Consider the following 24,548-nt stretch of genomic DNA (forward strand, 5'->3'; position numbering starts at 1 on the left):
AACCGATGTTCTCGATCAAACCGATGTAGGTGATCGAACCAATGTAGGTAGCATCAGCGTTAGCGAGGAAATATAAAGAAACTCTTCAAGTTTCTTACTTTAAGATCGAGAGATAGTAGAAAGTGTAGTCAAGGACATCAGCAATCGGTGAAGTTGGCCCTTCCCGATCGACTAAAACAAGTCTGGTGTGTAGATAAGCGGACATTTTTGATGACAGGCGCACTCTAAACACAGGCGGTATCTTAGGCTCTCGTTTTCATGAGAAAGCCTGCATTTACAAGGTTAGTTCTATTGCCTGTTTTGTTCTTTCACACTCAGCGCAGAGCATCCGCAAACCATGACATCCAAAGTTTTAGGCATAGACATCAGTAAAAAAGACTTTCATGTCGTTTTACTGAAAGAAAGTGGTGGCACCAGACTCAAAAAATTCACCAATAATAGCGCAGGTTTTGAGAGTTTACATTCTTGGCTCAAACAACTTGGTGTTGAGGAAGTTCATGCTTGCATGGAAGCCACCAGCATCTATGGAGAAGCCTTGGCAGAATTTCTCTACCAAGCCGGATATCAGGTCAGTATAGTCAATCCAGCTCGGATTAAAGGGTTTGCTAAAAGCGAACTCCTGCGTACCAAAACAGACTCCGTAGATGCAGCACTGATTGCCCGTTTTTGTGCGGCTGTTAAACCCTCATTCTGGACGCCTACGGCACCAGAAGTTAAAGAATTACAAGCCCTGTTGCGACGACTAGATTCCTTAATGGAAATGTTTACTGCCGAACAAAACCGTCTGGAAACAGCCACAGCAACTGTTGCTTCCCTTACCCAGGAACATTTGGAGTACCTCAAACAACAACAAGCACAGATAAAACAATTAATTAGCGACCATTTTGACCGACATCCGCATTTGAAACAGCAGCGCGACCTTTTAACATCAATTCCCGGAATTGGAGATGTGACAGCTTCTGTATTTTTAGCTGAAATTGGTCGGATTGAGGATTATAAGAACGCCCGTCAGTTAGCTGCTCATGCAGGTTTAACTCCCTGTGAACGCAGTTCAGGAACGAGTGTTCGTGGCAAAACACGTTTATCTTGCACGGGCAATGTCCGACTGCGAAAAGCATTGTATATGCCGGCGGTAGTGGCAATGCGTCACAATCCGTTACTCAAAGCTATGAGCGAGAGATTATTGGGTCGTGTCCAGGTCAAAATGCAGGTGATTGGTGCTTTGATGCGGAAATTGGTGCATTTGGCTTTTGGTATTTTAAAGTCCCAAAAGCCTTTCGACCCCAATTATTTACTTGCTACCCCTTGACTTGTCTAGACAGTATCTACGTAATTACGCTCGATGCACCAATCCGAAAAGGTAGGTTTGTATTTATGGGTGGGTGGGGGCGGGTTTTCGAGATGGTCTGTTTCAGTCAGAAATTGTCTGTAAAACCCGCCCCTACAGAATTACGATCGATTCACAAAACACGATATAACTAATAACTAATGACTAACATAAAATTTCTGCAACCAGGAGATTTGCTCAAAGTAATTGCCCCTAGTGGCAGTTTGCGAGAATCAACCAACTTTGAACGGGGTGTAGAAATTTGGAAATCCCGTGGCTATCGACTTGAATTAACACCGGGTTTTGACGATCGCTGGGGCTATTTGGCCGGTTCCGATGAAAACCGCGTCCGACAGTTGGCAGATGCCCTCAATGACCCGGATTGTCGCGGTATTCTGTGTGTTCGAGGCGGTTTCGGCAGCACTCGACTTTTGGAAAAAGGAAATGTGGGAGATTGGGCAAATTCCCAATTTCCAACTCCCAATTCCCATTCCCCGAAATGGTTAATCGGCTTTTCCGACATTACTGCTTTGCTGTGGAATCACGACAAATTGGGCATTTGGGGCGTTCACGGGCCGATGCTGACAACTTTGGCGGATGAACCGGATTGGTCTGTCGATCGACTTTTTGACTGCATAGAAGGTCGTCCCTTACAATCTTTGCAAGGTAAAGGATGGGGCAGATCAAAAGCCACCGGGCGGCTGTTTCCTGCGAATCTGACTGTGGCTTCTCATTTGCTCGGAACCCCGTATCAACCGGATTTGACCGGGGTTATTCTCGCATTTGAGGATGTTTCCGAGGCTCCTTACAGGGTCGATCGAATGTTGACTTTGTGGCGGATGGCGGGGGCTTTCGCTGGGGTGCGGGGCATTGCTTTGGGGCGCTTCAGTCGCTGCGAGATTGAGCCGAGTATTCCCAGTTTTAGCATTGAAGAGGTTTTGCGCGATCGGCTGGGGGACTTGAATATTCCGATTGTCTCGGATTTGCCCTTCGGGCACGAGGGAGTTAACGCTGCTTTGCCAATGGGAATTATGGCGAGTCTCGACGCTGAATCGGGATTGCTGATTTGTGGCGATCGATCGCAACTTTAGATTAGGGCTCAACGTCTATAACTTTAACATGAGATTTTGCACCCGCTAAATAGCCGGGTTGGGTGAGGTTGACACGGTTGGCAGAAATTACATTTAAAATGGATTGTGTATGCAAATGTCGGCACAAAAAAAGCAAAAAGATTTTAAAATTTTCCAGAGGTTGATATGAAAGCACACAACTTGTTAAACAGTATTGCTGCCGCAGTCCTAGTTACGGGATTGGCACTTACCGGAATTTCCTCAAGTGCGGTTGGCGAACAGATAGGTAATAACGATCGCATTGACGGAGTAATTCGTCGCACTTCCCCGATTTACCGTTTCCGAAATATGTGGACACCCGGAACTCCGACGGAAGAATTGCGCGGTCAAGAATACACATTCAGCGCAAGGGAAGGCGACAACATTGAAGTTTTTTTAGATACAGATAGAAGTCGCGGTTTTACTCCCGTCATGGTGCTGTTTTACGGGAACAACAAACAAGTCGCTTTTACGCTAGACCGTTCTTTTAATTATCAAATTCCCCGTACTGGCGATTATAAGCTTTTAGTGTTAGCAAAAGATGCAGCCAGGGGCGGTAGCTACACGCTGGAAGTTTCGGGAATTGATGGGGGCAACAGACGATCTCGCAATTCGCGGGACGATTGGTACACGAGGCGAGATGACGGCCGAAATGACGGTCGATATGACAGAGCACAGCTTCTGGAAGATGATTTTGGCTTGCGGTCTGTTGATTGTCGCGAGAGACGTTCTATGGTGAGAGTCAGATTTGACGATGGAAATCAAGACTCGACTTACTGCGCTGTCCCGACTAGAAACTTTCCGGCGGGAGATTATTACTACAATTCGCGGAGTAGAAATTTAGATTCGGCGAGGCGGAATGATAGTAGATTTGATGCGGACCGCGATCAATGTCGGGTAGTGGTGGGCGGAGTCTGCGTGACGAGATAGTAGGGTGCGTCCCTATTTACAATCTAGAAATAAACTCGAAAATGTCACAGCGACGCACCCTAAAAAATACCGTGGGTACGTCGCTATTTACAATCTAGAAATAAACTCGAAAATCTCGCAGCGGCCCACCATACTTACGGCTGCGTCGCTCTGTATAATCTACAACTAACCTTCATAACCGGGTTTTTCACGCTCATCTGTAAGCTGCAACGCGTCTTTCGGAAAAAACCTGGTTTATGACTACCCGTGCGTTCAGGATTATTGGTATATTAATAATATTAATGATGTGGCAAAATGTATGAGCGTTAAAGAACTTGAAACAGCAATTATGAACTTGTCAGTTAAGGAACTATCCGAACTCACTACTTGGCTGATAGAGTATCGCCAACAGGTTTGGGATAGGCAAATTGAAAACGATTTGGAGGATGGGCGGTTAGATGCGCTACTTGATGAAGTCGATGCAGAGTATGAAGCGGGATTGGCTAAAGTGTGTCGATAATCACCATTTTACCAATATTGTTTTCTGACTCTACTTTTTCGCGGATGCTGCTCTCATAAATTTGCTTCGCAAGCTTTGCGACTTCTTCGTGACTTAGGAATGAAAAATCAATAATATCATGTCCGATCGATTGACCATAATATCCCGGTCGGGCGGGTTTTTGAGATTGTCAATTATTGGCAGATATTGTTGGTGAGGGGAACCCCTACCTGATGTCGGGCGAAGCGAAGCGGAGGGAATCGACCGGACATAATATAAGTTGTACAATTAAACCCCAGAAGCCTTGCTCCAAGGTAAACTATTGCTCTATTAGTCACCTTATTTATTTTTAATTCCTTAATAGGATTGTTTGCCTAAATAACTTCCTAGCGCTAATTTTCATTATAGAACTTTCTTCATTATATCTTATGCCAATACTCCCGACAGTTTTTAAGCAGCCAGAGTAAGCTGTTACGCATTTAAACAACTAACGAACCAGGTAAGGTGCGTCAGCTAGAACACTTACGCTTACAAGGGAAACGCTTATGTACTGACGCACCCTACAATTGTCCTTTAAATGTCGAACAGCTTACCATAAGACAAGACTGAAGAAAGATTAGGATGATTTAAAATCAAATCTGGGTCTAAATCTAACTTGTCAATCAAGGTACAAAGTAGGTGTTTATTGAATTCCAGACGTTTATAAGAGGTTATTGAAAACACAAAAGACTTGGCAGATGAATGACAAGTAGAGAGTTGATGTTTAGCTAAATTGAAGGCAATAAGACTGGCATTAAAATGAAAATTAAGTCGCGGTAAATGACGAGCTTGGCAATCAGACAATCCCGTAAATTGCTTGACATCACGAAGAATAAATTCGATATGAAAACGAGCCTGATAATATTCAACAATTTGCTCAGGCAGCAGGTGAATATCAGTGCTAAACAATAACGCATTTTTGATATTTCCCTTGGCTTGAACCTCAGAAATACAAGCCAAACTCATCTGGCAATTTAAACAACAACTCGCCTAGTACCAATGTATATAATGAAACTCCCGCTTTTATTTTTTTAATAAATTTAAGACGACTCAAATCACTAGAGTTAAATTTACCATCATATTTGTGAGGTGCTCCCAGTTTTTTTGTTCACCTTTATAGAGATAGCGTAAGTTAGCATCAACTCGCTCGCTTGCCAATAAAGTTTAAATTTAACTCCCGCACAGCATCCCAGAATTTAGAGCGATATTAATAGCCATCAGCGACCATTTGTACGTACAGAACTAGGGAAGAAATAACGAGTATTATTCAAATGTTTTGCATAGTCATCAACTCTTGTGATGTCAGGCTTTGAACTTGAAAATTCCGGTTTTTTTCGACTTTTTTTCGACCAGCAATTCTTCGGATTTTGGGGCATTTTTTCGCGGGCTTTATTTGAGGGCGTGATGGAGTTTGCTGTAGGCTTAAGCTATAAGATAAACGACTATCTATTTCGACAATAGAAATTACAGGAATTTCCAACCCCTGTTCCGATTTACCAGCTACACCCTTATAAAAATAAGCTTTACCGTCAGTCTTTTGGCCAGTTTTTATAAAAAAAAACACTCAATACCAGCAATGACTGTGTGTTCAGGATTTAAGGCAGATTCGAGCAAATATTGATTAAATGGTGGAAAGTTAAAGCTTTTGAGAAAGAGAGGACGGTAGGTTTTTTCGCTCAAACAACTATAACGACTGAGATTCGTGAAGTTGACAAAACAAAAGGATCAGCAAAATATTTTAGAATAAAGTGATTAAAAACTTCTTTTGGGGTTGACTAATCCTCGGCATTTGTTGTAAGATGGATTCCATAATTTTCCTAATGGAATCTGTTAAGATTGTGTGATTTTATAGCTTAACCTAAAAGAGCGCCTTTTTTTCTGTTCATTTTGGGTTCAGATTGCACTCACTTTTTTCGCTTCTGTGCTTTATTGCGTAAGCGTTGCTTGCCGAAGGCATCGCATCCCTATTTAAAAATAGTCCGGAGTATTGTTACAAACCACTCAATTTTGGATAATTGAGCAATTGCATAAATGTAGATAAACTTTGAAATCAGAGAAAATCCAAATGAAATCTTTCAGCAGAAAACTTGGTTTGGTAGAAATGTGGATGGCGCTCGGCCATGACGTGGGAGGTGGACTAATTGTAAATGTTGTCTATCTGGAAGGGATTTTAACACCGGATGTTGTTCAACAAGCTCTTAAATTAGTCCAACAGCGTCATCCCATGCTCCAAGTTTACATTGTTGAGTCTGAGGATGGATTATATTTTCAATCGTCAGGAATAACGGAAATTCCAGTCCAAATTATATACAAAAAAGATGAAAATGAAGCAATTAAACTTGCCGAGAAAGAAATACATACAAAATTTACACTAGGGAAAAATCCTCTGTGTCGCCTAACTCTTTTGTATTCTCCTCAGAATCAAAATACCTGTGAAATGATTATTACCTTTCATCATGGAATTGTAGATGGCATATCATGTATGCGCTTTATTGATGACCTGTTATTTTATTGTCAAAAAATCAAGGATGGAGAGAATATATCTCAAGTAGACTCCCTAGAATTTATTCAGCCCATAGAAAATTTAGTTACTTATAATATTACCAGTAAAGAACCAAGGGAAAATCATCCACTCGCAACTGAACAACCCTCTCTACCACCCCAATTAATTATTGAACATCAAGCATCCGCTAACGAACGTTTAACTCGGATGTTACCGCGAATGCTTAGTCAAGAAAAGACTAAGATACTAATTGATAAATGCAAACAACAAAAAACCACAGTGCATGGTGCTATGTGTGCGGCAATGCTATTTGCTGCTGGTAAATTACTATCAATAGATACACAGGCAAATTTCTCCTATGGTTTACCTGTAGATTTGAGAAAATATTGTGAGCCTGAAATCACAGACCAAAATCTAGGTTGTTTTATATCTGTGCTGGGTTTTAATCAGTTAGTTGAGCCAAATACATCTTTTGGGGATTTAGCTAGAGAATGTAAATCCCAAATACATGATTCTTTAATTAGCGGTGTCCATATAACTAGACTACAACAAGGTAAATTACGTAATCTTGACATGGATTCCATGAAGGAACTCGTGATTAAGTCTATCTTGAGTAAAGAAGATACTATGGGAAGAAATAATCTTTTTGCAATTTCTAATAGAGGCAAATTTCAATTTCGGCATCAAGCCGATAAGCTAAAGGTTAAGGAATTCTACTTTGCTACTCCTCACCATATTAGTGGTGATTGTTTTTGGTTAGGTGTTCTCACGCTAAACGAGCAGTTATTTTGCAATTTTATTTATGTAGAACCTGTAATCAGCGCTCGAACAGCACAGTTATTTGCTGATGATGTGATGACAGTCATAGAAAAAGTGTGTATCAATCCAAATTCGACGTTAACCATGTTGTGTGAGTCAGTGACACAAAATTAAATCCTCTTGATTTTGGGGACTTATTTGACAAACGTATAATTTTATTATAAAATATTAATGTTATTTATTTGTGAATTCCAATAATATGAACTGGGACAATAACTCAATTGTAATTTATTCCAATTTTCCCTTTCATCTAGAAGATTGGTCTCCTCTATCTGTGAAGAAAGGTATTGGCGGAAGTGAAGAAGCGATCATTTACTTAAGCCAAGAATTATTGAAATTAGGCTACCAGGTTACTGTTTTTAATCGCTGCGGTGATATGGAAGGGGAATATAATGGAGTAATTTATCAGTCAGTTGATAACTTCAATACCCAAGATAACTTTAATGTCTTAATCTTTCATCGTGTTTGGACACAACCTATGCGTATGAAAGTGAAAGCCCGAAAAACTGCTGTCTGGATGCACGATAACCCGCAATTATTTCCTCCTTTAGAAGAGTCTCAGCGTGTGGAATTTCTGGCAAGTTTTGACAAACTTTTTATGTTGTCAACTTTTCATAAATCTCTGCTGCCAGACTGGATTCCTGAAGACAAGATTTTTTTAACAACCAATGGGATTAATCTCGAAGATTTCAATTTAACAGGAATTGCTAGAAATCCCAAAAGGCTAATTTCGATTAGTGATTATGGAAGAGGTATTGAAAATTTACTGACTCAATGGGATCAAGTTCTCAAAGAAGTGCCCGATGTTGAATTACATATTTTTTATGGTTGGCAAGGAATTGATGCTTTAATTAATTCACCTTATCTTGAGAGATTTCCATACTTGCCAGATAAAAAGCAAAAACTTTTACAACTTTTCGAGCAGGAAAATGTCTATGAACATGGCAGGATTGGACACAAGGAGTTAGTGGAAGAATTATTCAAATCAGGCATCTGGGTTTATCCTTGTCATACTGCTGTGGAGATTTTCTGTATTAGCGCTTGGAAAGCACAAGCCGCTGGTTGTGTTCCTGTGGTGACAACTTATGCAGGTTTAGATGATACTGTAAAATCAGGTATCAGAATTAAGGGGCCTGCGGGCGATGAGGAAACTAATAATGCTTTTGTTGCAGCAGTGATTGACTTGTTAAAAAATCCTGAGAAACAAGACTCTTTAAGACAGGAAGCATTAGAACTTAAAGATTCATTTGGCTGGGATAGAGTCGCTCAACAATGGCATCAGGAGTTTATATCGGCTGAAATTAAGTAGAAAATAATGAATCCACAACCCGCATTTTGAATGTGGTTCAGGGTTCAGGTGATTCAGCCGACCCACCATACAACCGCTATCTTTAAGCCGTCCAGATAGTAAAAAAGTCCTGCTTATTTATCATTTTTTTGACGTAATGGCTCGAAACCAGCCACTTCTGCCAGCGTATAAAGTGGCCGATCCTTCACCTCCTCGTAAATCCGCCCCACATACTGACCCAAAATCCCAATACTGACCAACTGCACCGCACCCAAAAAGAAAACCGCCATAATCACAATTGTCAAACCAGTTAATGCCGAACCCACAGAGAAAAGACGCCAATACAAAACCAAAAAAGCCATCAAAACAGACACGAAAGCCGAAAATAAACCCAAATAAATCGACAGTTGCAGAGGAACTTTTGAAAAAGACACTAAACCGTTCATCGCCAAAGCAAAAGATTTACTGAAGGTATACTTAACATCGCCAGCAAAACGCGGATCACGTTCAAACTTAACCGCCGTTTGTTTAAAACCAATCCAAGCGCGCAATCCCCGAATGTAGCGGTTGCGTTCAGGCATCGCATTGAGTACGTCCACCACGCACCTATCCATCAAACAAAAATCTCCCGTATCTGTGGGAATATCAACATCAGCAAGATTCCGCAAAATGCGATAATACATATAAGCTGGCAACCGCTTAAGCCAACCTTCTTGACGGCGTTGAGTGCGCTGAGCGTAAACCACTTGATAGCCCTGCCGCCACTGTTCTACCATATCCATAATTAGCTCTGGCGGGTCTTGCAAATCGCCGTCCATGATGACTACAACTTGACCTCTAGAAAAGTTTAAACCAGCAGTTACAGCTATTTGATGACCGAAATTGCGGGCAAAACTGAGGTAACAAATTCGCGAGTCTTTTTCGTGCAATTCTCGCAAAAGTTCGAGAGAGCGATCGCGACTGCCATCATTGATTAAAATTAATTCTACTGGGCCGTCCATTCGAGCCATCACGGCACTAATTCGCCGGTAAAGTTCAGCTAAATTTTCTTCCTCGTTATAGATGGGAATTATCAAGGAATACTTAGGTCTATCGTTCATCGCAGTTTATTTAGGGGAATCAGGTTTTCAACTGTTAAATCAAATAAATCCAAAGGTTATTTTTTCACAAATACACTTAGTGGCTCCATTGACCATTTTTGTAGGTAACTTTGATTTTTTACAACCATCTCTTTTCCTTGTCGGTCGTCATTTTTTGTAGCTGAGTAAATTATGGCACAAGGGGTAAAACTTTTGTAAGGTTCCGAGTTGAGCTTTTGCTGGACAACAGGATCGATAGTGGAAATGTGCTCGATGCGAGGTGCTGGTTTTCCCGACTCTGCAAACATTACCCACAAGGGATATTCCCAGACATTTTTAGCCCAAAATGACAGTCCTATATTCGTGCAGTTTTTAGATTTAACAAAATCTACTGCTGTATTGTAAGCAACCTCGATGTTCGGCCGACTTGCAAAGTAAAGCTCGTGTCTGCTGCTATTAAAAATGTTACTATCTCCCAGGAGAGGTCGAAAGTTGTTGTGAAAAATCCAAGGTAGCGACATGACAATCAGAATGGCGACCAGATAATTCGCTATTTTATGATTTGATAATTCCGATGCGGCTAATCCAAATAGTGGGGAAAATAATACAAATATTGACATGTGATGTCGGCTGTGCCAAGGCTGCAATTTCAGCAGAAGACACAGCAGTAAAAATGCCATTATTACAGCACTTAAATAGGTTAATACTATTTTTGTTTTTCTCCAACTTGGGGTGTTAAGTATAAGTGGGATCGTGGCAAGTGTCAGCCAGAAGTGGATGGGATTTGTAGCTGTGTTTTCATTAAATGACGGTGTAGCGATCGCAAATACTTGTCCGGGAGGCCAAGTGATGCGCGGGTCGTTTGTAGCTACGCCCAATATTCTGTGCAGGATGTTGATCACTCCAACAATTATACCATTAATGCGGGAAATCCTCGTACCGGCTTGCATACCTAAATTTCTAATTACATTTGACAGAAAAGTTGGCAGGGTAAATACTTCTATTTTATATTCTTTAGTAAAACTTTGAGGTGCTCCGATCGCATAACCGAATAAATCGTAATTTCGCCAAAAGTGACCGATATTCAAAACTAAAGTCACCGTGGCTATTATCAAAATTGGTGGCAGCATTTTCGCCCGAAAACTTTTAATTCCTCCTACAATAAACCAAACAATAAAAGGCAAACAAAATATATAAGCTGTCGTTTTTGTCAAGAGAGCTAGACCCAAACTAGCACCAATTTTAAAAGTATTAAACCCGGTAATTCCTGCGGAGAGTCCTGCTAAACCGCAGCCAACAAAACAAACTACCCAGAAACATACAGCATAATCGTTTTGAGTGCTAGAACCCTGGAGGATACCCATTGGCAAAGTCGCAGCAAAAACAGCAGCAAAAACTTGACCGCGTAAATTAGCGCCCAGTTGCTTAGCAATTAAAGAAACTGCGATCGCGCTTCCCACCATACTCAACCACTGTACCAAATTAGCAAAGCGATCGCCCCCGCTTAAAATCTGAAAGTGCATAATCGCAAACTCAGCCCAAGGCGGGTGATACAACTGTGGCACATAAGAAGTAGGATAATGCTCGACACTACGGTTTTGCATCCAGTGCACAACCCGGCTCATGTGATAAGTCATAGAATCCCAATTGTTAGGCGGTGCAACTACAGCAATCAAGCCCACCGCAGCAAAAATAAATAATACACCGCCTAGCAACCCCAGTAAGAAATTCGGAAATTTCTCATCTTGATTTTTCTCCACAATTGGCTGGACAATTTTAAATTTTAGATAAAAAATCAACAACAGAATATCTACTACCAACCACAGCCCGAACACCCACTCAAAAGTCAGCAACCTAAATAAACTAAAAATTTCAGTAGATAAAGCAACAATAACTCCCGCCACAATTGCTGCGGACAAAATAGCGCTGCGCCAACAATTATCTATTTTATGAAATATGAGAAACAAAATGCCCAGAGCCACCAATGGAATCAAGCCGAATATATCTGTTATCATAGATTGGGAGCCTGAATTTAAGACAGGACGCTCAGCGCGGGAAGGCTAAAACCCAGGTTTTATTGTTAATTCCTGGTTGTCTTTCCCCACTGTTTTATAGTATAAACCATGTGGTTTGCGTAAGTCCTCTAACAATTACCATCATAACGGAGAGATAAACAAATCATGGCTAATTCTAACTATCTTTGGCAAGCCAATCAAGACTTAAGCGAAGCTTGTCTGCAACATCCCTTTGTCAGAGGCATTGCTGACGGCAGCCTGCCCCAAAATAGTTTTGCCTATTACGTTGCACAAGACGCATTTTTTCTGGGAGCATTCGCTCGCGCTTACAGTATCGCTGCGGCAAAAGCACCCGACTGGGAGGGGTTTGAAATTCTCCACAATCTCGGTAGCGGCGTTTTAGAAGAACTTCGTTTGCATCAAAAATATGCAGCCAAATGGGGTGTAAACTTGCAAGAGGCAAAACCGGGAATTGCTACCCGCCGCTACACAGATTTTTTATTAGCGACAGCCTGGGGGAGTGGTGTAGGTTTGACAGTAGCCGCCATGACTCCTTGCTTGCGGTTGTATGCTTTTTTGGGACAGCAGCTAGCTAAACCTAATATACCGGAACACGCCTTTAGGGACTGGATTTCCACCTATAGCAGCCCGGATTTTGAGATTTTAGCAAAGCGGCTGGAAAGTTTGGTCGATCGCTACGCCGAAGCGACGCCGGAAGTAGAAGCAACCTATCACTACGCCATGCTGTGCGAAAGAGACTTTTTTCAGGCAGCTTGGGAAATAGAGTAAATTAAGTTTGGGCAAAAGATATTAAGAGCGATCGCCCCTAAGCTACCCACAGCCAACTAGCAAATCTCACGGAAAAGCGCAGCAGATATATACCAAACAATCCCATCAACCCGTAACCCCAACGAGGCCTATCCGCCAATAACAAGCCAACACCTATTGACAGTGGCACAATACCGTAAGCGTAGCGCTCTACCGAGTGTAAAGCTCCCGAAGTAACCAGCAGGGCCAAAGAGCAAAAACCGAAGCAAATGATTGTAATGCTCAACCTTTTTCGTAAATACCACAACAAAAAGCCACCGCCAAAAACCATCCCAACTTTAGTAGCACCGGACAAGCTGAAACTGAACAAGTCCTTAAATATCTCCCACCAAGTAGGCTGAGGCCAGTGTTTTTGGATGTGAATAAATGCTAAAGGATCTCCCAAATTAATAGCACAATATAAAATAAATGAAAAAAACCCGATCGCGCTACCAAAACCCGCAGCATAAGCCAGGGGAGGTCTTTTTTCCCTCCAAGCTGTCAGCAAAAAAGTAGGTATCAGGGCTACTCCTGGCCCTCTAGTAGCAGTCGTCAAAGCTCCCCAAAAAGCCGCCCAAATATACTCGCCCCTTTCAAAAGCTCGTAAAGCCGATGCTGTCAGGAACAAAAACAATCCTTCTGTGTATATGACAGTGCAAAATAGTGAGAACGGACACCAAGCTAGCACAGCAGTTGTCCACTTGGCTGCACCAGTATCGTATCGCTCTTCCACCCAAAAGTAGACCACGGCTAAGGCACCCAGAAAGGCCAAACTATTGATGAGTACCCCTGCTACTTCCACTTGCATTCCCAGAGTCGTCAACCCACGCATCAGCAAAGGAAACAGGGGATAAAAAGCCACAGAATAGTTCGGCCCGTCATCTGCATAGGTGTAGCCTAAATTAGCGATTTGGACGTACCATTTACCGTCCCAGTGCGAAAACAGTTCCCAGCCACTTTTGGGAAGGAAGCCACTGGCAAAACTTAGAGGGGCCCAATCCTCTGGCGGGAGGGAGGCTAAAGGAGCAATTATCTGCATCCCGATCGCAATTACCGATCGGCTCAGAAACCACATAGCAATTACAAAAATTAGCCCGTCCCTGCTTTTGGAGCGCGGACGGTGCCCAATTACTTCTAACCCTAAATCAGTATTTGTCATCCCTAAAACAGCGCAAGACTGTAGATTGAGAATTCAAGTATAGTCCGCTGCCAGCGAGATCGCCAAATATATACGCAAGTACAGCCGTACTGCTAATTTTAACGTCCCAGTTTATTGGGAATCCCTTCGCAGCCGCCGGGAATAGTCTCTCTCGACTTCGAGCCGCACCAAGCGCAGCAGTAATAGCGCTGCTCCTCCGACAGCCGCTTGACACCGGTGAAATCAACACGTTCAACCACAGCGCCAGTATGTTCCCCCGTTTGATAGTTGGGAAATTCGGTACGGCTGCGGGGAGATGCAGTTTGTGCCGAGCCGTAGAATAATGCGGCTGCTCTCATGTCGGCGCGAGCGAGATTGGCGTCGTACAAGACAGCGCGCGAGAGGTTGGCTTTCACTAAATCGCACTTGCTGAGATTGGCGCGGACGAGGTTGGCTTCGCTCAAATCCGTCCACCGCAAATCGGTGCCAGCCAGGTCAGCACCCGCTAACATGACATTGAGATCGATAACGCGGATACCGTGCTCTCTATCTTCAGCGTAGCCGCCGTCGCCGTCAAAGATGGGGCGGCCTAAAAGCCGATCGCGCTTCAGAGGAGTAACCAATCTAGACTGCGACAAAAACCGCAGAATTTTAGCTTTACCTTCAGCATCTACACTGCTCATAATCGCAGCCGTGCGGCCTTCTGCGATCGCCCTTTCCTGCGGCCAGTCTTCCAAAAACCCTTGTTCGTCAAGGGCTAAGTCCGAAACCCCTTGAAAATAAGCATCGATCGTTTGCTGCTGCGTAATTCGATTTTGCTGAATCGTCAAATCTTTCGAGATCACGTACTGCCGCCAAGCCACGTAAACGCCCAAAATTGCGATCAAAATTTGGCCCAAAGCGCCGATCAACTCGCCGAGAGCCCCGATGGCGTCCCAGTTGATTTGGATGTTGCGGCTTCCCGGTTCAGTATTACTACCGCTGAGCATCAGCAAGCCAACAATCCCAGCTAAAAGCCCGAAGCAGGCGACGATCAGAGTGCGCCAAGTCGGCGGAATTACCTGCGCCCAGATTTTGCCCCAACTCGGCCACATCAGTCGCAGCGATATGCCGATCGCACCGACAGCGCCAATTAAGCCCAGCCAAATGTTGTCATTGGCCAGCCCAAAAATCATCGCTGCGATCAACCCCAGCGTCAGCGCCGCCCCCGACTTCTCAGCAGTCGTTTGTTCCGGCTGCTGGGGCAGAAAAACCTTGCGAGTTGGAGGCGGCGGCACCGGTTTTTCCGGTTCAGCAGTAGCGACGATTGTCCCTGATTCTGGTGGCACAGTAGGGTTCGCACCGTTCTGACTTTCTACAGTCACGTTAGATTCAGGGCGATTGGGTTGAGAAGAGTTGTTTTCTGGTGTCATGCGTTGAGGCAAATTCTAATTTTAGCCGATCACTAAAACGATTTTAACTAACCTAGCAGTATTCTAGATAATATTACAATAGAAATCTCCACTAATTACACTCAAAAGAGGTAACGTACTATGACCCTCGTACTCCCCAATCTGCAAGAAAAACAAATGGGTCAAGTTCTTACAACAATCACCGTAACGAATCGCATCGATCAAGTCCTAGCTGAGCGGGGGTTCATTCCTGCGGGTGAAATTCGTTCATTAACTCTCGATAAAGTTTTAGTAGATACCGGAGCCACTCTGCTTGCCTTACCAGCTTTCATTATCAGCCAGTTGGGTTTAAGCCAGCTTGGAGAAACCTATGTAGAAACTGCTGCGGGAATCAGAAAAGGGCGGATTTTTCAAGATATAATGCTGGAAGTTGAAGGGCGACAAGCAGTGTTTGACTGCCTGGAAATGCCCGAAGGAGTTGATGCGGTTTTGCTGGGCCTGATTCCGATGGAAAGGCTAGGCTTAGAACCAGATTTAAAAAATCAACGGCTGCGAGTATTGCCGATGAATGAAGAACAAACATATCTGATGGTTTAATATTCTAGCGGACGAAACAGCCCAAAGATGTACCATAAAATCCACTCAAAGAGGTAACATAATTATGACACTCGTACTCCCCAATCTGCAAGAAAAACAAATGGGTCAAGTTCTTACAACAATCGCCGTCACGAATTTCATCGATCTAGTTATGGCTGAACGGGGATTCATTTCTGCTGAGGAAGTTCGCTCTGTGACGATCGATAAGGTGATTGTCGATACCGGAGCGACACTGCTTTCCCTGCCAGCTCTCATTATTAGCCAAATCGGTTTAAAACAAGTAGGAGAAAGAGATGTAGAAACATCGGCTGGCATCACAACAGGTCGAATTTTTGCCGGCGCTCAAATTATTGTAGAAGGGAGAGAAGGGAGATTTGATTGTTTAGAATTGCCCGAAGGCGTTTCTGCTGTTTTGCTGGGCGTGATTCCAATGGAAGAACTAGGATTAGAACCCGATTTGAAAAATCAACGGCTGCGAGTATTGCCGATGAACAATCAGCAAACATATCTGATGGGTTAGTCGATCGGCGTTTACCGCACCACAAACCTCTGGGCTGTGATTCCTCTCATGTCCAGTCAATCGATTTTAGATTTTAGATTTTAGATTTTGGATTGACCCCACGGATAAATTCGGGGGCTTGAGGATTTTAGATTTTAGATTTTGGATTGATTCCACGGATACATCACGTGGCGGGTACCATCAAGAAATTCTTGGTCAATTACCCGCCCTCAAAAATGTTTGTAGTGAGGACTAAACTCCTCAGAAAAAAATTGAGTAATTTATTCCTCATTCTTAAAAAAATATTGATTTTGAGAGGTTATATATTATTAACTGCGGTTTAAAAAATGCTCAAAAAACTTAGTTTTTGGGTATATGTAATAAGTTTTTTGCCCTACATCTAGCGAGCCGAATAAGCCTTGAGTAAATACAGGTCAACCGTCCCTAAAATCAAAACAATTATCCCTAAAAGCAACTCCATACTAAACCTTTGAGCATTGCCCAAAGCGACAAGAATTTGCTGTCGCACCACAAACGCCAACAGCCAGCAAATCTCCGCCTTCAGCCAAACCAAAAGGCCTCGCCCCAACAGATATTGCCGGCGAGCGTTCTCAGAATTAATCGGTACCGGATAATTAAAAGTATGCCGATAGCGCGATACCGCAGTTAAAACCGCAAAAATAATCGCAGCCACAGCCGGCACGATCCAAATCGTCACCTTGTCGCCCCAAGCATCAGCCACCCCCCCCAAGCCGAAATGAATCGGAATTCGATCGGGCAAAACCGCCCAAAACTTGACGATGAGCAAAACAGCCAGCAAAATCGCGATCGCACCTAAAAGCTCTACCGCCACTAAAACAGGCGAAAGCCCCAGAGAAATAACCGGCCGTTGGTTTGGTGCGTTTCCAGTCATGGCTACTTAACTAACAAGCGGGAAGTCCCGCACTCTAATGGTAGTCCGTTGAGTGCCGGGATGAAAGCGTACAGAACAAGTGGGTTCGATGCCCACTTGTTCGCTTTGCGATCTTTGCAGATCGGCAAAACCTTTGATATAATATTTACTATTAATAGCAATTACCAGTAAGTAAATGCTACGCAAAGTTGTCAAAGTTCGTTTATACCCTACCGATCGGCAGTCCCAGCATCTGGCACAGAGTTTTGGTTGCGCTCGTTGGTGGTGGAATTACGCGCTTAATAAGTCCATTGAAGTCTATCAAGAGACTGGCAAAGGGCTGGGACAATCTGCATTAAATGCTTTACTGCCAGCACTAAAAAAGGAATATGAATGGTTAAGTAACTGCTACAGTCAAGTGCTACAGGCGGCTACGCTTAATCTCACGACTGCCTATAAAAACTTTTTTGACAAAAGAGCTCAGTTTCCTAAGTTCAAGTCAAAAAAGCATAAGCAGTCGATTCAATACCCCCAAAATGTTCAAGTCGTTTCTGACTCTGAACTCAAGTTCCCTAAACTTGGAGTAGTCAAAGCAAAATTACATAGACCGATTGACGGAAAAATCAAAACTGTCACAGTTAGCCAAAACCCTTCGGGTAAATACTTTGCTGCAATTTTATTTGAGATTGAAGGTGAAAATCCAGAAATTTCTACCTCTGGGAAAATCGTTGGGATTGACTTAGGATTAAAACACTTTGCGATCGTTGCCGACGGCACTAAGATTTCTCAGTTTGAGAATCCTCAACATTTTGTAAAATATCAACAAAATCTCAAGCGTAAGCAGCAAAAATTAGCGCGTAAAAAGGATGGTAGTAATTCTCGCAAAAAAGCTAAAAAATCAGTGGCTAAGGTACACGAACGGGTAGCCAATAGTCGGCATGATTTTCTGCATAAACTCAGCGCAAATCTGGTCAACAAAAACCAAGTTGTCATAGTAGAAAATCTTCATGTTAAAGGCATGGTTCGTAATCATTGCTTAGCTAAAGCTATATCTGATGCTGGCTGGGGAATGTTTGTCAATTTCCTGAGCTACAAATTAGACCGCACAGGCGGTAAGTTAGTAGAAATTGATCGATGGTTCCCTAGCTCCAAAACCTGTTCAGTTTGTTTGCATCAAGTCTCGGAAATGTCTCTAGATGTGCGCGAGTGGACTTGCTCTCACTGTGGCACTCATCACGACAGAGATGGCAATGCTGCAACAAATATCAGGAATGAAGGTATCAGAATGCTAAAGACGGATGGAACGGCCGTTTCTGCTGTTGGAGGGGAGGTAAGTCCAAAGGTGGGGCGTAAGTCCAATCTGAGGCACTCCCCTACGAAGACAGAAGCCCACGCTGTATGCGATAGCATCAGCGCTGGGTAGTTCACAATTAGATTAATATTGGAAATAATAGTATTGGTTCCAATTTCCTCCCCCAACAGCTTTCGTTGGGGGTTTCCAAACATCCCGCGAGGTTCTATGACGGCTCAGGTCTTGATTGAAAAGAAAAAGTTAGAAAAACCGCCCCTAACAATACACACATTAGGCGATCGCGTCCTGCGGCAGCCAGCTAAGCGCGTCAAAAGCGTCGATGCAGAAATTCGGCAGCTAGTCCGAGAAATGCTGCAAACCATGTACAGTGCGGATGGCATCGGTTTGGCAGCCCCCCAAGTCGGAGTCCACAAACAAGTAATCGTCCTCGACTGCGACCCGGAAAACCCCGCCACACCCCCAATGGTTTTGATCAATCCCACCATCAAAAGTAGCAGCAGCGATATCTGCATCTTGCAAGAAGGGTGTTTGAGCATTCCGGGAGTTTATTTAGAAGTCAAACGCCCAGAAGTCATTGAAGTCTCCTACCGCGACGAATACGGCCGCCCACAAACCCTGATAGCAACAGATTTACTGTCGAGGGCAATTCAGCACGAAATGGATCACCTCAACGGAGTGCTGTTTGTAGACAGAGTAGAAAACAAGCTGGCACTGAATGAAGCATTAGTCAAGCAGAAATTTTCGCCAAAGGCAGTAAAATCAGTATGATGGCAGGAACTCCGAAAAGTGGTTTACTATTAGCTCTTTCGTGCATCACTGCGATCGCGGCAGTCGGCTCCATCTTTGAGCTGTCATCGGGAGAAGCTCAACTTGGCAATTTAGTCACGGGCATCATCCTCGCCCTGAGCGTACCGCTAACTGGCATATTTTTCTATGCTGCCGTTCAGGATGCCAGGGCAAATCTATAAGCAGAGTTATTAGTCATTAGTCATTAGTCAGCAGTAATTAGTAATTAGTAATTAGTAATTAGTCAGCAGCTAACAACCAATAACTGTGGAATAAAGATTGCTCAAAAATAACATCAGCTAACAGCTCGTGAGCTCATGACCAATGACTAATGACTAATGACTAATGACTCATAACTCATGACTAATGAAATCGGATTTCTGCGACAAGTGCCAGCCAAAGATGCTCTGGAAACCCCAGTATCCAAGTACCAACTTTCTGAAGAAGGGGAATGGGTCATCGGACGCGATCGCAATTGTCAAATAGCTTTAGAGTCGATCGCCCACGGCATGGTTTCCCGTCGCCACGCCCTGATCCGTCCCCTAACTCAGGGTACTTTGACGAGATGGGAAATTTGCGACCTCAACAGCGCTAACGGAACTTATATCAACGGAAAAAAGCTCTCTGGCTGCCAAACTTTAGAAACAGGCGATCGCATCAGTCTCGGTATTGACGGCCCTGAATTTATATTTGAATCTCCCGTAATCCCTTACCAAAATCAACCCGGATTAAGAGCACCACAAACGGGCAATTTTGCTGGTAGCGAAAAAGACGCTCTCACTTTAACTCAATTATTCCCGATCGCCTCCACTGGCAAACAATTAAGCCAAAAAGCTTACTTATATCCAGGTATCGCCACAGTTATTGTTGTCGTGTCGATGTTTGTCGCCGTTGGAAATTCCGCAGCATTCAACTTGCTGCTGTCAGCTTACCTCGCCGGTGCGGCTTACTACTTTATCTATCAACTATGCGGCAAACACAAGCCTTGGTGGGTATTGCTTGGTTCGGCTTTAGCTACAGTCCTGATTCTGAGCAGCCCCTTATTAATTGGATTTATATTCGTATTTAGAGAAATTTTGCCCGGTCGCCTGCCAATCGAAGGCGAAACAATCAGTTTTTTGCCTTTTTTGACCAGAATGTTTTTCGGGGCGGGTCTGATGGAAGAATTGCTGAAAGCCCTGCCCGTTTTGGGAGCCATGTTGCTGGGAAATTGGCTGAAAAATCCCTGGCGCGATCGAGTCGGCGTTTGGGAACCTTTAGACGGAATTCTGTTAGGAAGTGCCTCGGCAGTCGGGTTTACACTGTTAGAAACTCTGGGACAGTACGTTCCCAATGTCATCCAAAATGTCACCCTGCAAGCAGGGCCGGACGCCGGACAATTAGTAGGATTGCAGTTGCTAATTCCCCGCATTTTGGGTTCCGCCGCCGGACACATGGCTTACAGCGGCTATTTGGGATATTTTATCGGTTTGAGCGCCCTCAAACCCAGGAAGCGCTGGCAAATTTTGGGCGTAGGTTATTTCAGCGCTTCGGCACTTCACGCTTTGTGGAATGCGTCGGGAGCCGCCAGCGTACTTTTGTTGGCGTTGGTGGGAGTTTTGTCCTATGCGTTTTTGGTAGCCGCGATTTTGAAAGCCAGAGCTCTGTCTCCGAATCGAGAGCAAAATTTTGCAACTCGAATATTTTCTGAAAAGTGACTTCTGACCATTGGTAACAATTTAAGCTAAGAAAGCATTTGTCAATCAGCAATTATGCTCAACATTTACTCGGATTTGGGCATAAAACTGAGATTTGGGCGGTTGAGGAATCATGCCTCCCATGATATTTATACGTACTTTCTCTCAAATCGTGAATTTTCCACTCTTAAAAAAGCAGTTTTTTGAGTAATATTACTGATTGACAAATGCAATTAAGTCTTAACTTGTTACCAATGCTTCTGACTGCTTAATTGTTAAGGTGCGATCGCACTTCAAGCTGCCATTTTTTTCTTGTGTTTTAACCAGCTTAAACCTGCCAATGCTAAAGCAGTCCCTGCAGCGGTGATTGGTTCGGGAACTGGTTCGGCTTCGGTCTTCATTAGGTCGTAGGAAACAGAGATATCTGAAGCTATCACTTTGTCAACTAGATTTACACTGCCTGGGTTTATGCCTATACTATATAGCTCCCTATACCCCGTGAAAACAGATATCCACCTATAAGAGAACTCCTCGACCGAAGCTATAGACCAAGATGCGTTACCCTGATACTTGACGTAAAAAGGTCCATATGGTTCGTCTGGAGGAATAATTATTTCTCTCGTCGCAGTGTCCTCACCGCGTGCTTGCAGTCCGCGAAAATCGCCTTGATAAAATAAAGCTGTAGCCCCTGCCAAATTGTAGTAGTTTTTGCCTTCTAGTCCCAGATAGTTAACAATGAGAGAAGGGTTGAATCTTCCCTCGGAAACTGCAACTTGTTCCAATCCTATCCCTGTAAGCGAGGAGTTATTCACCTTGAAAAAACCGTTACCTAGACTATGTGCCATATTGAAAGAGTAGGTGAGGACGGCTGCTTGTGCTTGGTCTACTCCTGCTAATGACAGCGCTGCACAACTTAAAATTGTGCTAGCGATCGCACTTCCTAATCTGAGCCTTTGTTTTTGACACATTGTTTTTTATTAAGCTTTACGTAAGTCTAGTTTATTTGAGTGAGCGATCGCCCGTAATTATCCGCATTCTTAAAGTAAATTTTTTTGAATTCCAAGATTGCGGAATGTAAATAACCGAAGTAATACGGATAAGTCATCTGTTGTATTTGTATAATTTATTACTTTCACTATTACTTTTGAACAGAAACCAGAAAAATGTTTGATCGTAATCGCCAAATATTTCGACGGGTTTGTGTTGTTGCGATGCTGCGGACGATCGTCCCAAGGCTGATACACATTTAATAGATTTTGTCAATACGCAATTTCCAGACCTTTTGTCCCAGTATTCGGCCCTTGTGTATGATTCGCTTCTGCTTAATGGCCTGATGCGATAATCGCAACTGAACTTAGAAATTCTTCACAAATAGTTTGACTGTGGTACTATCTGGATGGCTGTGAGTAGCTGAGGGAAGCCAAGGGGCTTGATTCCTGTGGTGGTGGAGGAGAATCCAGGAGTGCTAGATAGGATGTCATTGGGATACGCAAACGTTTTCGCCCAGCGAAGTCAACCCGAACCCCTCCGCATTGGGGTGATTGGGGTTGGCAATATGGGCCAGCATCACACGCGAGTTCTGAGCTTGCTAAAAGATATCGAACTCGTCGGTGTTGCAGACATAAATGTAGAGCGGGGAATAGATGTAGCAAGCAAATACCGGGTTCGCTTCTTTGAAGACTACCGAGATTTGCTCGCCCACGTAGATGCAGTTTGCGTCGCCGTTCCAACTCGCCTGCATCACCCTGTGGGGATGTCTTGTCTCCAAGCGGGTGTTCACGTTTTAATTGAAAAGCCGATCGCGGCTAGCATTGCCGAAGCCGAATCTTTGGTCAACGCGGCTGCTGAGGCCCACCGGATTTTACAAGTGGGTCACATCGAGCGCTTCAATCCAGCTTTTCAGGAACTTGGCAAAGTGCTGAAAACTGAAGAGTTACTGGCATTGGAAGCTCACCGGATGAGTCCCTATTCCCAGCGGGCTAACGACGTATCGGTAGTTTTGGATTTAATGATCCACGACATCGACTTGCTTTTGGAATTGGCAGATTCCCAAGTGGTGAAGCTGACCGCCAGCGGCAGCAGGGCCTCAGATTCAGGTTATTTAGACTACGTGACAGCGACGTTGAACTTTGCTAACGGCATTGTCGCCACCCTGACTGCCAGTAAGGTGACGCACCGCAAACTCCGTTCAATCGTGGCTCACTGCAAGAATTCTCTGACAGAGGCAGATTTTCTCAACAACGAAATCTTGATTCACCGGCAAACAACCGCCAATTACGTGACGGATTACGGTCAGGTGCTTTACCGTCAAGATGGGTTGATCGAGAAAGTTTACACCAGCAATATTGAACCGCTCCACGCAGAATTGGAGCATTTTATTAATTGCGTGCGGGGTGGAAATCAGCCTTCTGTGGGAGGAGAACAAGCTCTCAAAGCTCTGCGGCTTGCGAGTTTGATTGAGCAAATGGCTCTCGACGGTCAAGCTTGGTATCCGAAAGAGCTAGAGTCTACTTTGCAAGTTAGCTAAATCCAGACAAATCGTGTCGTTTCCGGGTGCTTTTACAGTTTGGGTTTGTTGTTCGTTGAAGAGGGTAACTGTTCCCATGCAACCGGATTCGATGTCAGCCGATTTGAGATTGGACAATTCGGCGTCAGGAACCCCATAGCTAAAGCTAGGGGCTTATAGACTGTCCGGCTCTTCGAGCGGGATGGAACAAGCCAAACCTTCCCCTGGCTAAGTCCTTTGAGGACTCCGTTTTGTGAGTCATGACACCAACGAATGCGTAGCCAGTTCGTTGCCCTGTCGCTAAAAGTTAAACAGTTCTAACGGGTTAAGACAGTGCTTTTAGCCGAACAAGCTCATTAAACATTGCCGAGGCTAACATTACACGCAAGTAGAAGAGACGCAAAAATGTCTAATTTTATTTTTGTTCTAGACACTAAAGGGCGACCGCTATCACCCTGTCAACCAGGAGTAGGGCGCTCATTACTTAACGCAGGTAAAGCATCTGTTTTCAGGCGATTTCCCTTTACGATAATTTTGAACAAAGAGGTTGACGCAAGTCCTAAGCCGTTAGAACTCAAACTCGATCCAGGTTCTAAAACTACTGGTATTGCCCTCAAGCAGAGCGACAAGATAATCTTTGGAGCCGAACTACAACATCGAGGACAACAAATTAAAGAAGCATTGCTGTCTCGTCGCCAACTCAGGCGAGGAAGACGCAATCGCAAAACTCGGTATCGTCAGGCACGATTCCTCAATCGCACCCGTCCTGATGGTTGGCTAGCTCCATCCTTACAGCATCGGGTCGAAACAACACTCACATGGGTTCGCAAGTTGATTCGATTTGCACCCATTGCCAGCATTGTTCAAGAGCTAGTGCGATTCGATTTGCAACTAATGCAAAACCCTGAAATCTCAGGTGTTATGTATCAGCAAGGAGTGCGATTCGTTTCTCCGAAAATGGAAGGTTTAGCCGCCTGAAGTGTATGGAGAGCAAGGCTCTCAGTCTATTGTATTGACTGAAACTAAGAACCTTGACAACTTAATGACCATGTAGGTGAGTCCCTGCTGAGCCAAAAGCAAAGATAGCAGGTTGGAGATAAGCCATAACAAGTTGACCTCCATAATAACAAGTCCTACCGCTTAGGTGCTGAGTTGAAAGCGCTACCCAAGCCCATCAGACTAGCAATCCGACAGGTAATTCGTGCAAGGGGTAGTAAAAATGAGGGTAAGCCAGGAGTCTGCCTGATAATCCCCTCTAGCAAGAGATTATGAGCAGCGTACAGCGAAGGTGCTACTAACCATCGTTAGGTATAACCAGTGAAAACAGACTGAAGCCATGAGGCAACACTGGGAGTGA

Annotated in this window: 22 protein-coding genes and 1 pseudogene; 15 read left to right on the top strand and 8 right to left on the bottom strand. The window is 43.9% G+C overall.

What is annotated here, in order from left to right:
- Nucleotides 1-337: 337 nt before the first annotated feature.
- From QUB35_RS22840 to QUB35_RS22855, 4 genes are all read left to right on the top strand, one after another.
- Nucleotides 338-1,309: a transposase gene (locus QUB35_RS22840; protein ID WP_333143994.1), complete on the top strand. Its 972-nt coding sequence runs from the start codon at nucleotides 338-340 to the stop codon at nucleotides 1,307-1,309.
- Nucleotides 1,310-1,488: 179 nt separating this feature from the next.
- On the top strand, nucleotides 1,489-2,418 hold the full coding sequence (locus QUB35_RS22845) for an LD-carboxypeptidase (protein WP_333143995.1): 930 nt from the start codon (nucleotides 1,489-1,491) through the stop codon (nucleotides 2,416-2,418).
- A gap of 165 nt (nucleotides 2,419-2,583) precedes the next feature.
- Nucleotides 2,584-3,366: a hypothetical protein gene (locus QUB35_RS22850; RefSeq protein ID WP_333143996.1), complete on the top strand. Its 783-nt coding sequence runs from the start codon at nucleotides 2,584-2,586 to the stop codon at nucleotides 3,364-3,366.
- 298 nt (nucleotides 3,367-3,664) lie between these two features.
- On the top strand, nucleotides 3,665-3,865 hold the full coding sequence (locus tag QUB35_RS22855) for a hypothetical protein (RefSeq protein ID WP_333143997.1): 201 nt from the start codon (nucleotides 3,665-3,667) through the stop codon (nucleotides 3,863-3,865).
- Between the two features lie 552 nt (nucleotides 3,866-4,417).
- Here the strand turns inward: QUB35_RS22855 and QUB35_RS22860 are convergent.
- Together QUB35_RS22860 and QUB35_RS22865 are read right to left on the bottom strand one after the other, a co-directional pair.
- Nucleotides 4,418-4,849 (bottom strand): hypothetical protein, encoded by a 432-nt coding sequence (locus tag QUB35_RS22860; protein WP_333143998.1) that lies wholly within the window; start codon nucleotides 4,847-4,849, stop codon nucleotides 4,418-4,420.
- 301 nt (nucleotides 4,850-5,150) lie between these two features.
- A complete protein-coding gene (locus tag QUB35_RS22865; protein WP_333143999.1) occupies nucleotides 5,151-5,447 on the bottom strand; it encodes a hypothetical protein in 297 nt (98 codons plus the stop codon).
- Nucleotides 5,448-5,948: 501 nt separating this feature from the next.
- Here QUB35_RS22865 and QUB35_RS22870 point away from each other — a divergent pair.
- Both QUB35_RS22870 and QUB35_RS22875 read left to right on the top strand, forming a co-directional pair.
- Entirely contained in the window at nucleotides 5,949-7,319 is a 1,371-nt protein-coding gene (locus tag QUB35_RS22870) for a condensation domain-containing protein (protein WP_333144000.1), read from the top strand.
- 70 nt (nucleotides 7,320-7,389) lie between these two features.
- A complete protein-coding gene (locus QUB35_RS22875) occupies nucleotides 7,390-8,514 on the top strand; it encodes a glycosyltransferase family 4 protein (protein ID WP_333144001.1) in 1,125 nt (374 codons plus the stop codon).
- Nucleotides 8,515-8,627: 113 nt separating this feature from the next.
- Here the strand turns inward: QUB35_RS22875 and QUB35_RS22880 are convergent, their stop codons facing one another.
- Both QUB35_RS22880 and QUB35_RS22885 read right to left on the bottom strand, forming a co-directional pair.
- Nucleotides 8,628-9,593 (bottom strand): glycosyltransferase family 2 protein, encoded by a 966-nt coding sequence (locus tag QUB35_RS22880; RefSeq protein ID WP_333144002.1) that lies wholly within the window; start codon nucleotides 9,591-9,593, stop codon nucleotides 8,628-8,630.
- A 56-nt stretch (nucleotides 9,594-9,649) separates the two neighbouring features.
- A complete protein-coding gene (locus QUB35_RS22885; RefSeq protein ID WP_333144003.1) occupies nucleotides 9,650-11,587 on the bottom strand; it encodes a hypothetical protein in 1,938 nt (645 codons plus the stop codon).
- A 165-nt stretch (nucleotides 11,588-11,752) separates the two neighbouring features.
- On the opposite strand from QUB35_RS22885, the gene QUB35_RS22890 reads away from it, so the two are divergent.
- A complete protein-coding gene (locus tag QUB35_RS22890) occupies nucleotides 11,753-12,376 on the top strand; it encodes a TenA family protein (protein WP_333144004.1) in 624 nt (207 codons plus the stop codon).
- Between the two features lie 37 nt (nucleotides 12,377-12,413).
- Here the strand turns inward: QUB35_RS22890 and QUB35_RS22895 are convergent, their stop codons facing one another.
- Complete coding sequence (locus QUB35_RS22895) at nucleotides 12,414-13,469, bottom strand: mannosyltransferase family protein (protein WP_333144005.1); 1,056 nt, start codon at nucleotides 13,467-13,469, stop codon at nucleotides 12,414-12,416.
- Nucleotides 13,470-13,651: 182 nt separating this feature from the next.
- A complete protein-coding gene (locus QUB35_RS22900; protein WP_333144006.1) occupies nucleotides 13,652-14,944 on the bottom strand; it encodes a pentapeptide repeat-containing protein in 1,293 nt (430 codons plus the stop codon).
- 120 nt (nucleotides 14,945-15,064) lie between these two features.
- Here QUB35_RS22900 and QUB35_RS22905 point away from each other — a divergent pair, with 120 nt between their 5' ends.
- Together QUB35_RS22905 and QUB35_RS22910 are read left to right on the top strand one after the other, a co-directional pair.
- A complete protein-coding gene (locus tag QUB35_RS22905; protein WP_333144007.1) occupies nucleotides 15,065-15,520 on the top strand; it encodes an aspartyl protease in 456 nt (151 codons plus the stop codon).
- Nucleotides 15,521-15,584: 64 nt separating this feature from the next.
- Complete coding sequence (locus QUB35_RS22910) at nucleotides 15,585-16,040, top strand: aspartyl protease (protein WP_333107888.1); 456 nt, start codon at nucleotides 15,585-15,587, stop codon at nucleotides 16,038-16,040.
- 379 nt (nucleotides 16,041-16,419) lie between these two features.
- Here the strand turns inward: QUB35_RS22910 and QUB35_RS22915 are convergent, their stop codons facing one another.
- A complete protein-coding gene (locus QUB35_RS22915; RefSeq protein WP_333144008.1) occupies nucleotides 16,420-16,932 on the bottom strand; it encodes a DUF1648 domain-containing protein in 513 nt (170 codons plus the stop codon).
- A 175-nt stretch (nucleotides 16,933-17,107) separates the two neighbouring features.
- Here QUB35_RS22915 and QUB35_RS22920 point away from each other — a divergent pair, with 175 nt between their 5' ends.
- From QUB35_RS22920 to QUB35_RS22935, 4 genes are all read left to right on the top strand, one after another.
- On the top strand, nucleotides 17,108-18,334 hold the full coding sequence (locus QUB35_RS22920; RefSeq protein WP_333144009.1) for an RNA-guided endonuclease TnpB family protein: 1,227 nt from the start codon (nucleotides 17,108-17,110) through the stop codon (nucleotides 18,332-18,334).
- A gap of 96 nt (nucleotides 18,335-18,430) precedes the next feature.
- Nucleotides 18,431-18,991, top strand: coding sequence for a peptide deformylase (def, locus tag QUB35_RS22925; RefSeq protein ID WP_333144010.1), 561 nt, complete (start codon nucleotides 18,431-18,433; stop codon nucleotides 18,989-18,991).
- Nucleotides 18,991-19,191: a hypothetical protein gene (locus tag QUB35_RS22930; protein ID WP_199292547.1), complete on the top strand. Its 201-nt coding sequence runs from the start codon at nucleotides 18,991-18,993 to the stop codon at nucleotides 19,189-19,191. The genes def and QUB35_RS22930 overlap by 1 nt, the downstream gene beginning before the upstream one ends.
- Nucleotides 19,192-19,368: 177 nt before the next feature.
- Complete coding sequence (locus QUB35_RS22935) at nucleotides 19,369-20,706, top strand: PrsW family glutamic-type intramembrane protease (RefSeq protein ID WP_333144011.1); 1,338 nt, start codon at nucleotides 19,369-19,371, stop codon at nucleotides 20,704-20,706.
- A 272-nt stretch (nucleotides 20,707-20,978) separates the two neighbouring features.
- Here QUB35_RS22935 and QUB35_RS22940 read toward each other — a convergent pair whose 3' ends face one another.
- Nucleotides 20,979-21,653 (bottom strand): PEP-CTERM sorting domain-containing protein, encoded by a 675-nt coding sequence (locus tag QUB35_RS22940; protein ID WP_333144012.1) that lies wholly within the window; start codon nucleotides 21,651-21,653, stop codon nucleotides 20,979-20,981.
- A gap of 506 nt (nucleotides 21,654-22,159) precedes the next feature.
- On the opposite strand from QUB35_RS22940, the gene QUB35_RS22945 reads away from it, so the two are divergent.
- Complete coding sequence (locus QUB35_RS22945) at nucleotides 22,160-23,212, top strand: Gfo/Idh/MocA family protein (protein ID WP_006635844.1); 1,053 nt, start codon at nucleotides 22,160-22,162, stop codon at nucleotides 23,210-23,212.
- A gap of 384 nt (nucleotides 23,213-23,596) precedes the next feature.
- Nucleotides 23,597-24,127, top strand: a pseudogene (iscB, locus tag QUB35_RS22950) (RNA-guided endonuclease IscB); the annotation flags it as partial.
- Nucleotides 24,128-24,548: the final 421 nt, after the last annotated feature.

The organism is Microcoleus sp. B13-B6 (assembly GCF_036705405.1).
Taxonomy (GTDB): domain Bacteria; phylum Cyanobacteriota; class Cyanobacteriia; order Cyanobacteriales; family Microcoleaceae; genus Microcoleus.

Coding starts and splice junctions, on each gene's coding strand:
- QUB35_RS22840 (WP_333143994.1), top strand. CDS start 338: ATGACATCCAAAGTTTTAGGCATAGACATCAGTAAAAAAGACTTTCAT.
- QUB35_RS22845 (WP_333143995.1), top strand. CDS start 1,489: ATGACTAACATAAAATTTCTGCAACCAGGAGATTTGCTCAAAGTAATT.
- QUB35_RS22850 (WP_333143996.1), top strand. CDS start 2,584: ATGAAAGCACACAACTTGTTAAACAGTATTGCTGCCGCAGTCCTAGTT.
- QUB35_RS22855 (WP_333143997.1), top strand. CDS start 3,665: ATGAGCGTTAAAGAACTTGAAACAGCAATTATGAACTTGTCAGTTAAG.
- QUB35_RS22860 (WP_333143998.1), bottom strand. CDS start 4,849: ATGAGTTTGGCTTGTATTTCTGAGGTTCAAGCCAAGGGAAATATCAAA.
- QUB35_RS22870 (WP_333144000.1), top strand. CDS start 5,949: ATGAAATCTTTCAGCAGAAAACTTGGTTTGGTAGAAATGTGGATGGCG.
- QUB35_RS22880 (WP_333144002.1), bottom strand. CDS start 9,593: ATGAACGATAGACCTAAGTATTCCTTGATAATTCCCATCTATAACGAG.
- QUB35_RS22885 (WP_333144003.1), bottom strand. CDS start 11,587: ATGATAACAGATATATTCGGCTTGATTCCATTGGTGGCTCTGGGCATT.
- QUB35_RS22890 (WP_333144004.1), top strand. CDS start 11,753: ATGGCTAATTCTAACTATCTTTGGCAAGCCAATCAAGACTTAAGCGAA.
- QUB35_RS22895 (WP_333144005.1), bottom strand. CDS start 13,469: ATGTGGTTTCTGAGCCGATCGGTAATTGCGATCGGGATGCAGATAATT.
- QUB35_RS22900 (WP_333144006.1), bottom strand. CDS start 14,944: ATGACACCAGAAAACAACTCTTCTCAACCCAATCGCCCTGAATCTAAC.
- QUB35_RS22905 (WP_333144007.1), top strand. CDS start 15,065: ATGACCCTCGTACTCCCCAATCTGCAAGAAAAACAAATGGGTCAAGTT.
- QUB35_RS22910 (WP_333107888.1), top strand. CDS start 15,585: ATGACACTCGTACTCCCCAATCTGCAAGAAAAACAAATGGGTCAAGTT.
- QUB35_RS22915 (WP_333144008.1), bottom strand. CDS start 16,932: ATGACTGGAAACGCACCAAACCAACGGCCGGTTATTTCTCTGGGGCTT.
- QUB35_RS22920 (WP_333144009.1), top strand. CDS start 17,108: ATGCTACGCAAAGTTGTCAAAGTTCGTTTATACCCTACCGATCGGCAG.
- def (WP_333144010.1), top strand. CDS start 18,431: ATGACGGCTCAGGTCTTGATTGAAAAGAAAAAGTTAGAAAAACCGCCC.
- QUB35_RS22930 (WP_199292547.1), top strand. CDS start 18,991: ATGGCAGGAACTCCGAAAAGTGGTTTACTATTAGCTCTTTCGTGCATC.
- QUB35_RS22935 (WP_333144011.1), top strand. CDS start 19,369: ATGACTAATGAAATCGGATTTCTGCGACAAGTGCCAGCCAAAGATGCT.
- QUB35_RS22940 (WP_333144012.1), bottom strand. CDS start 21,653: ATGTGTCAAAAACAAAGGCTCAGATTAGGAAGTGCGATCGCTAGCACA.
- QUB35_RS22945 (WP_006635844.1), top strand. CDS start 22,160: ATGTCATTGGGATACGCAAACGTTTTCGCCCAGCGAAGTCAACCCGAA.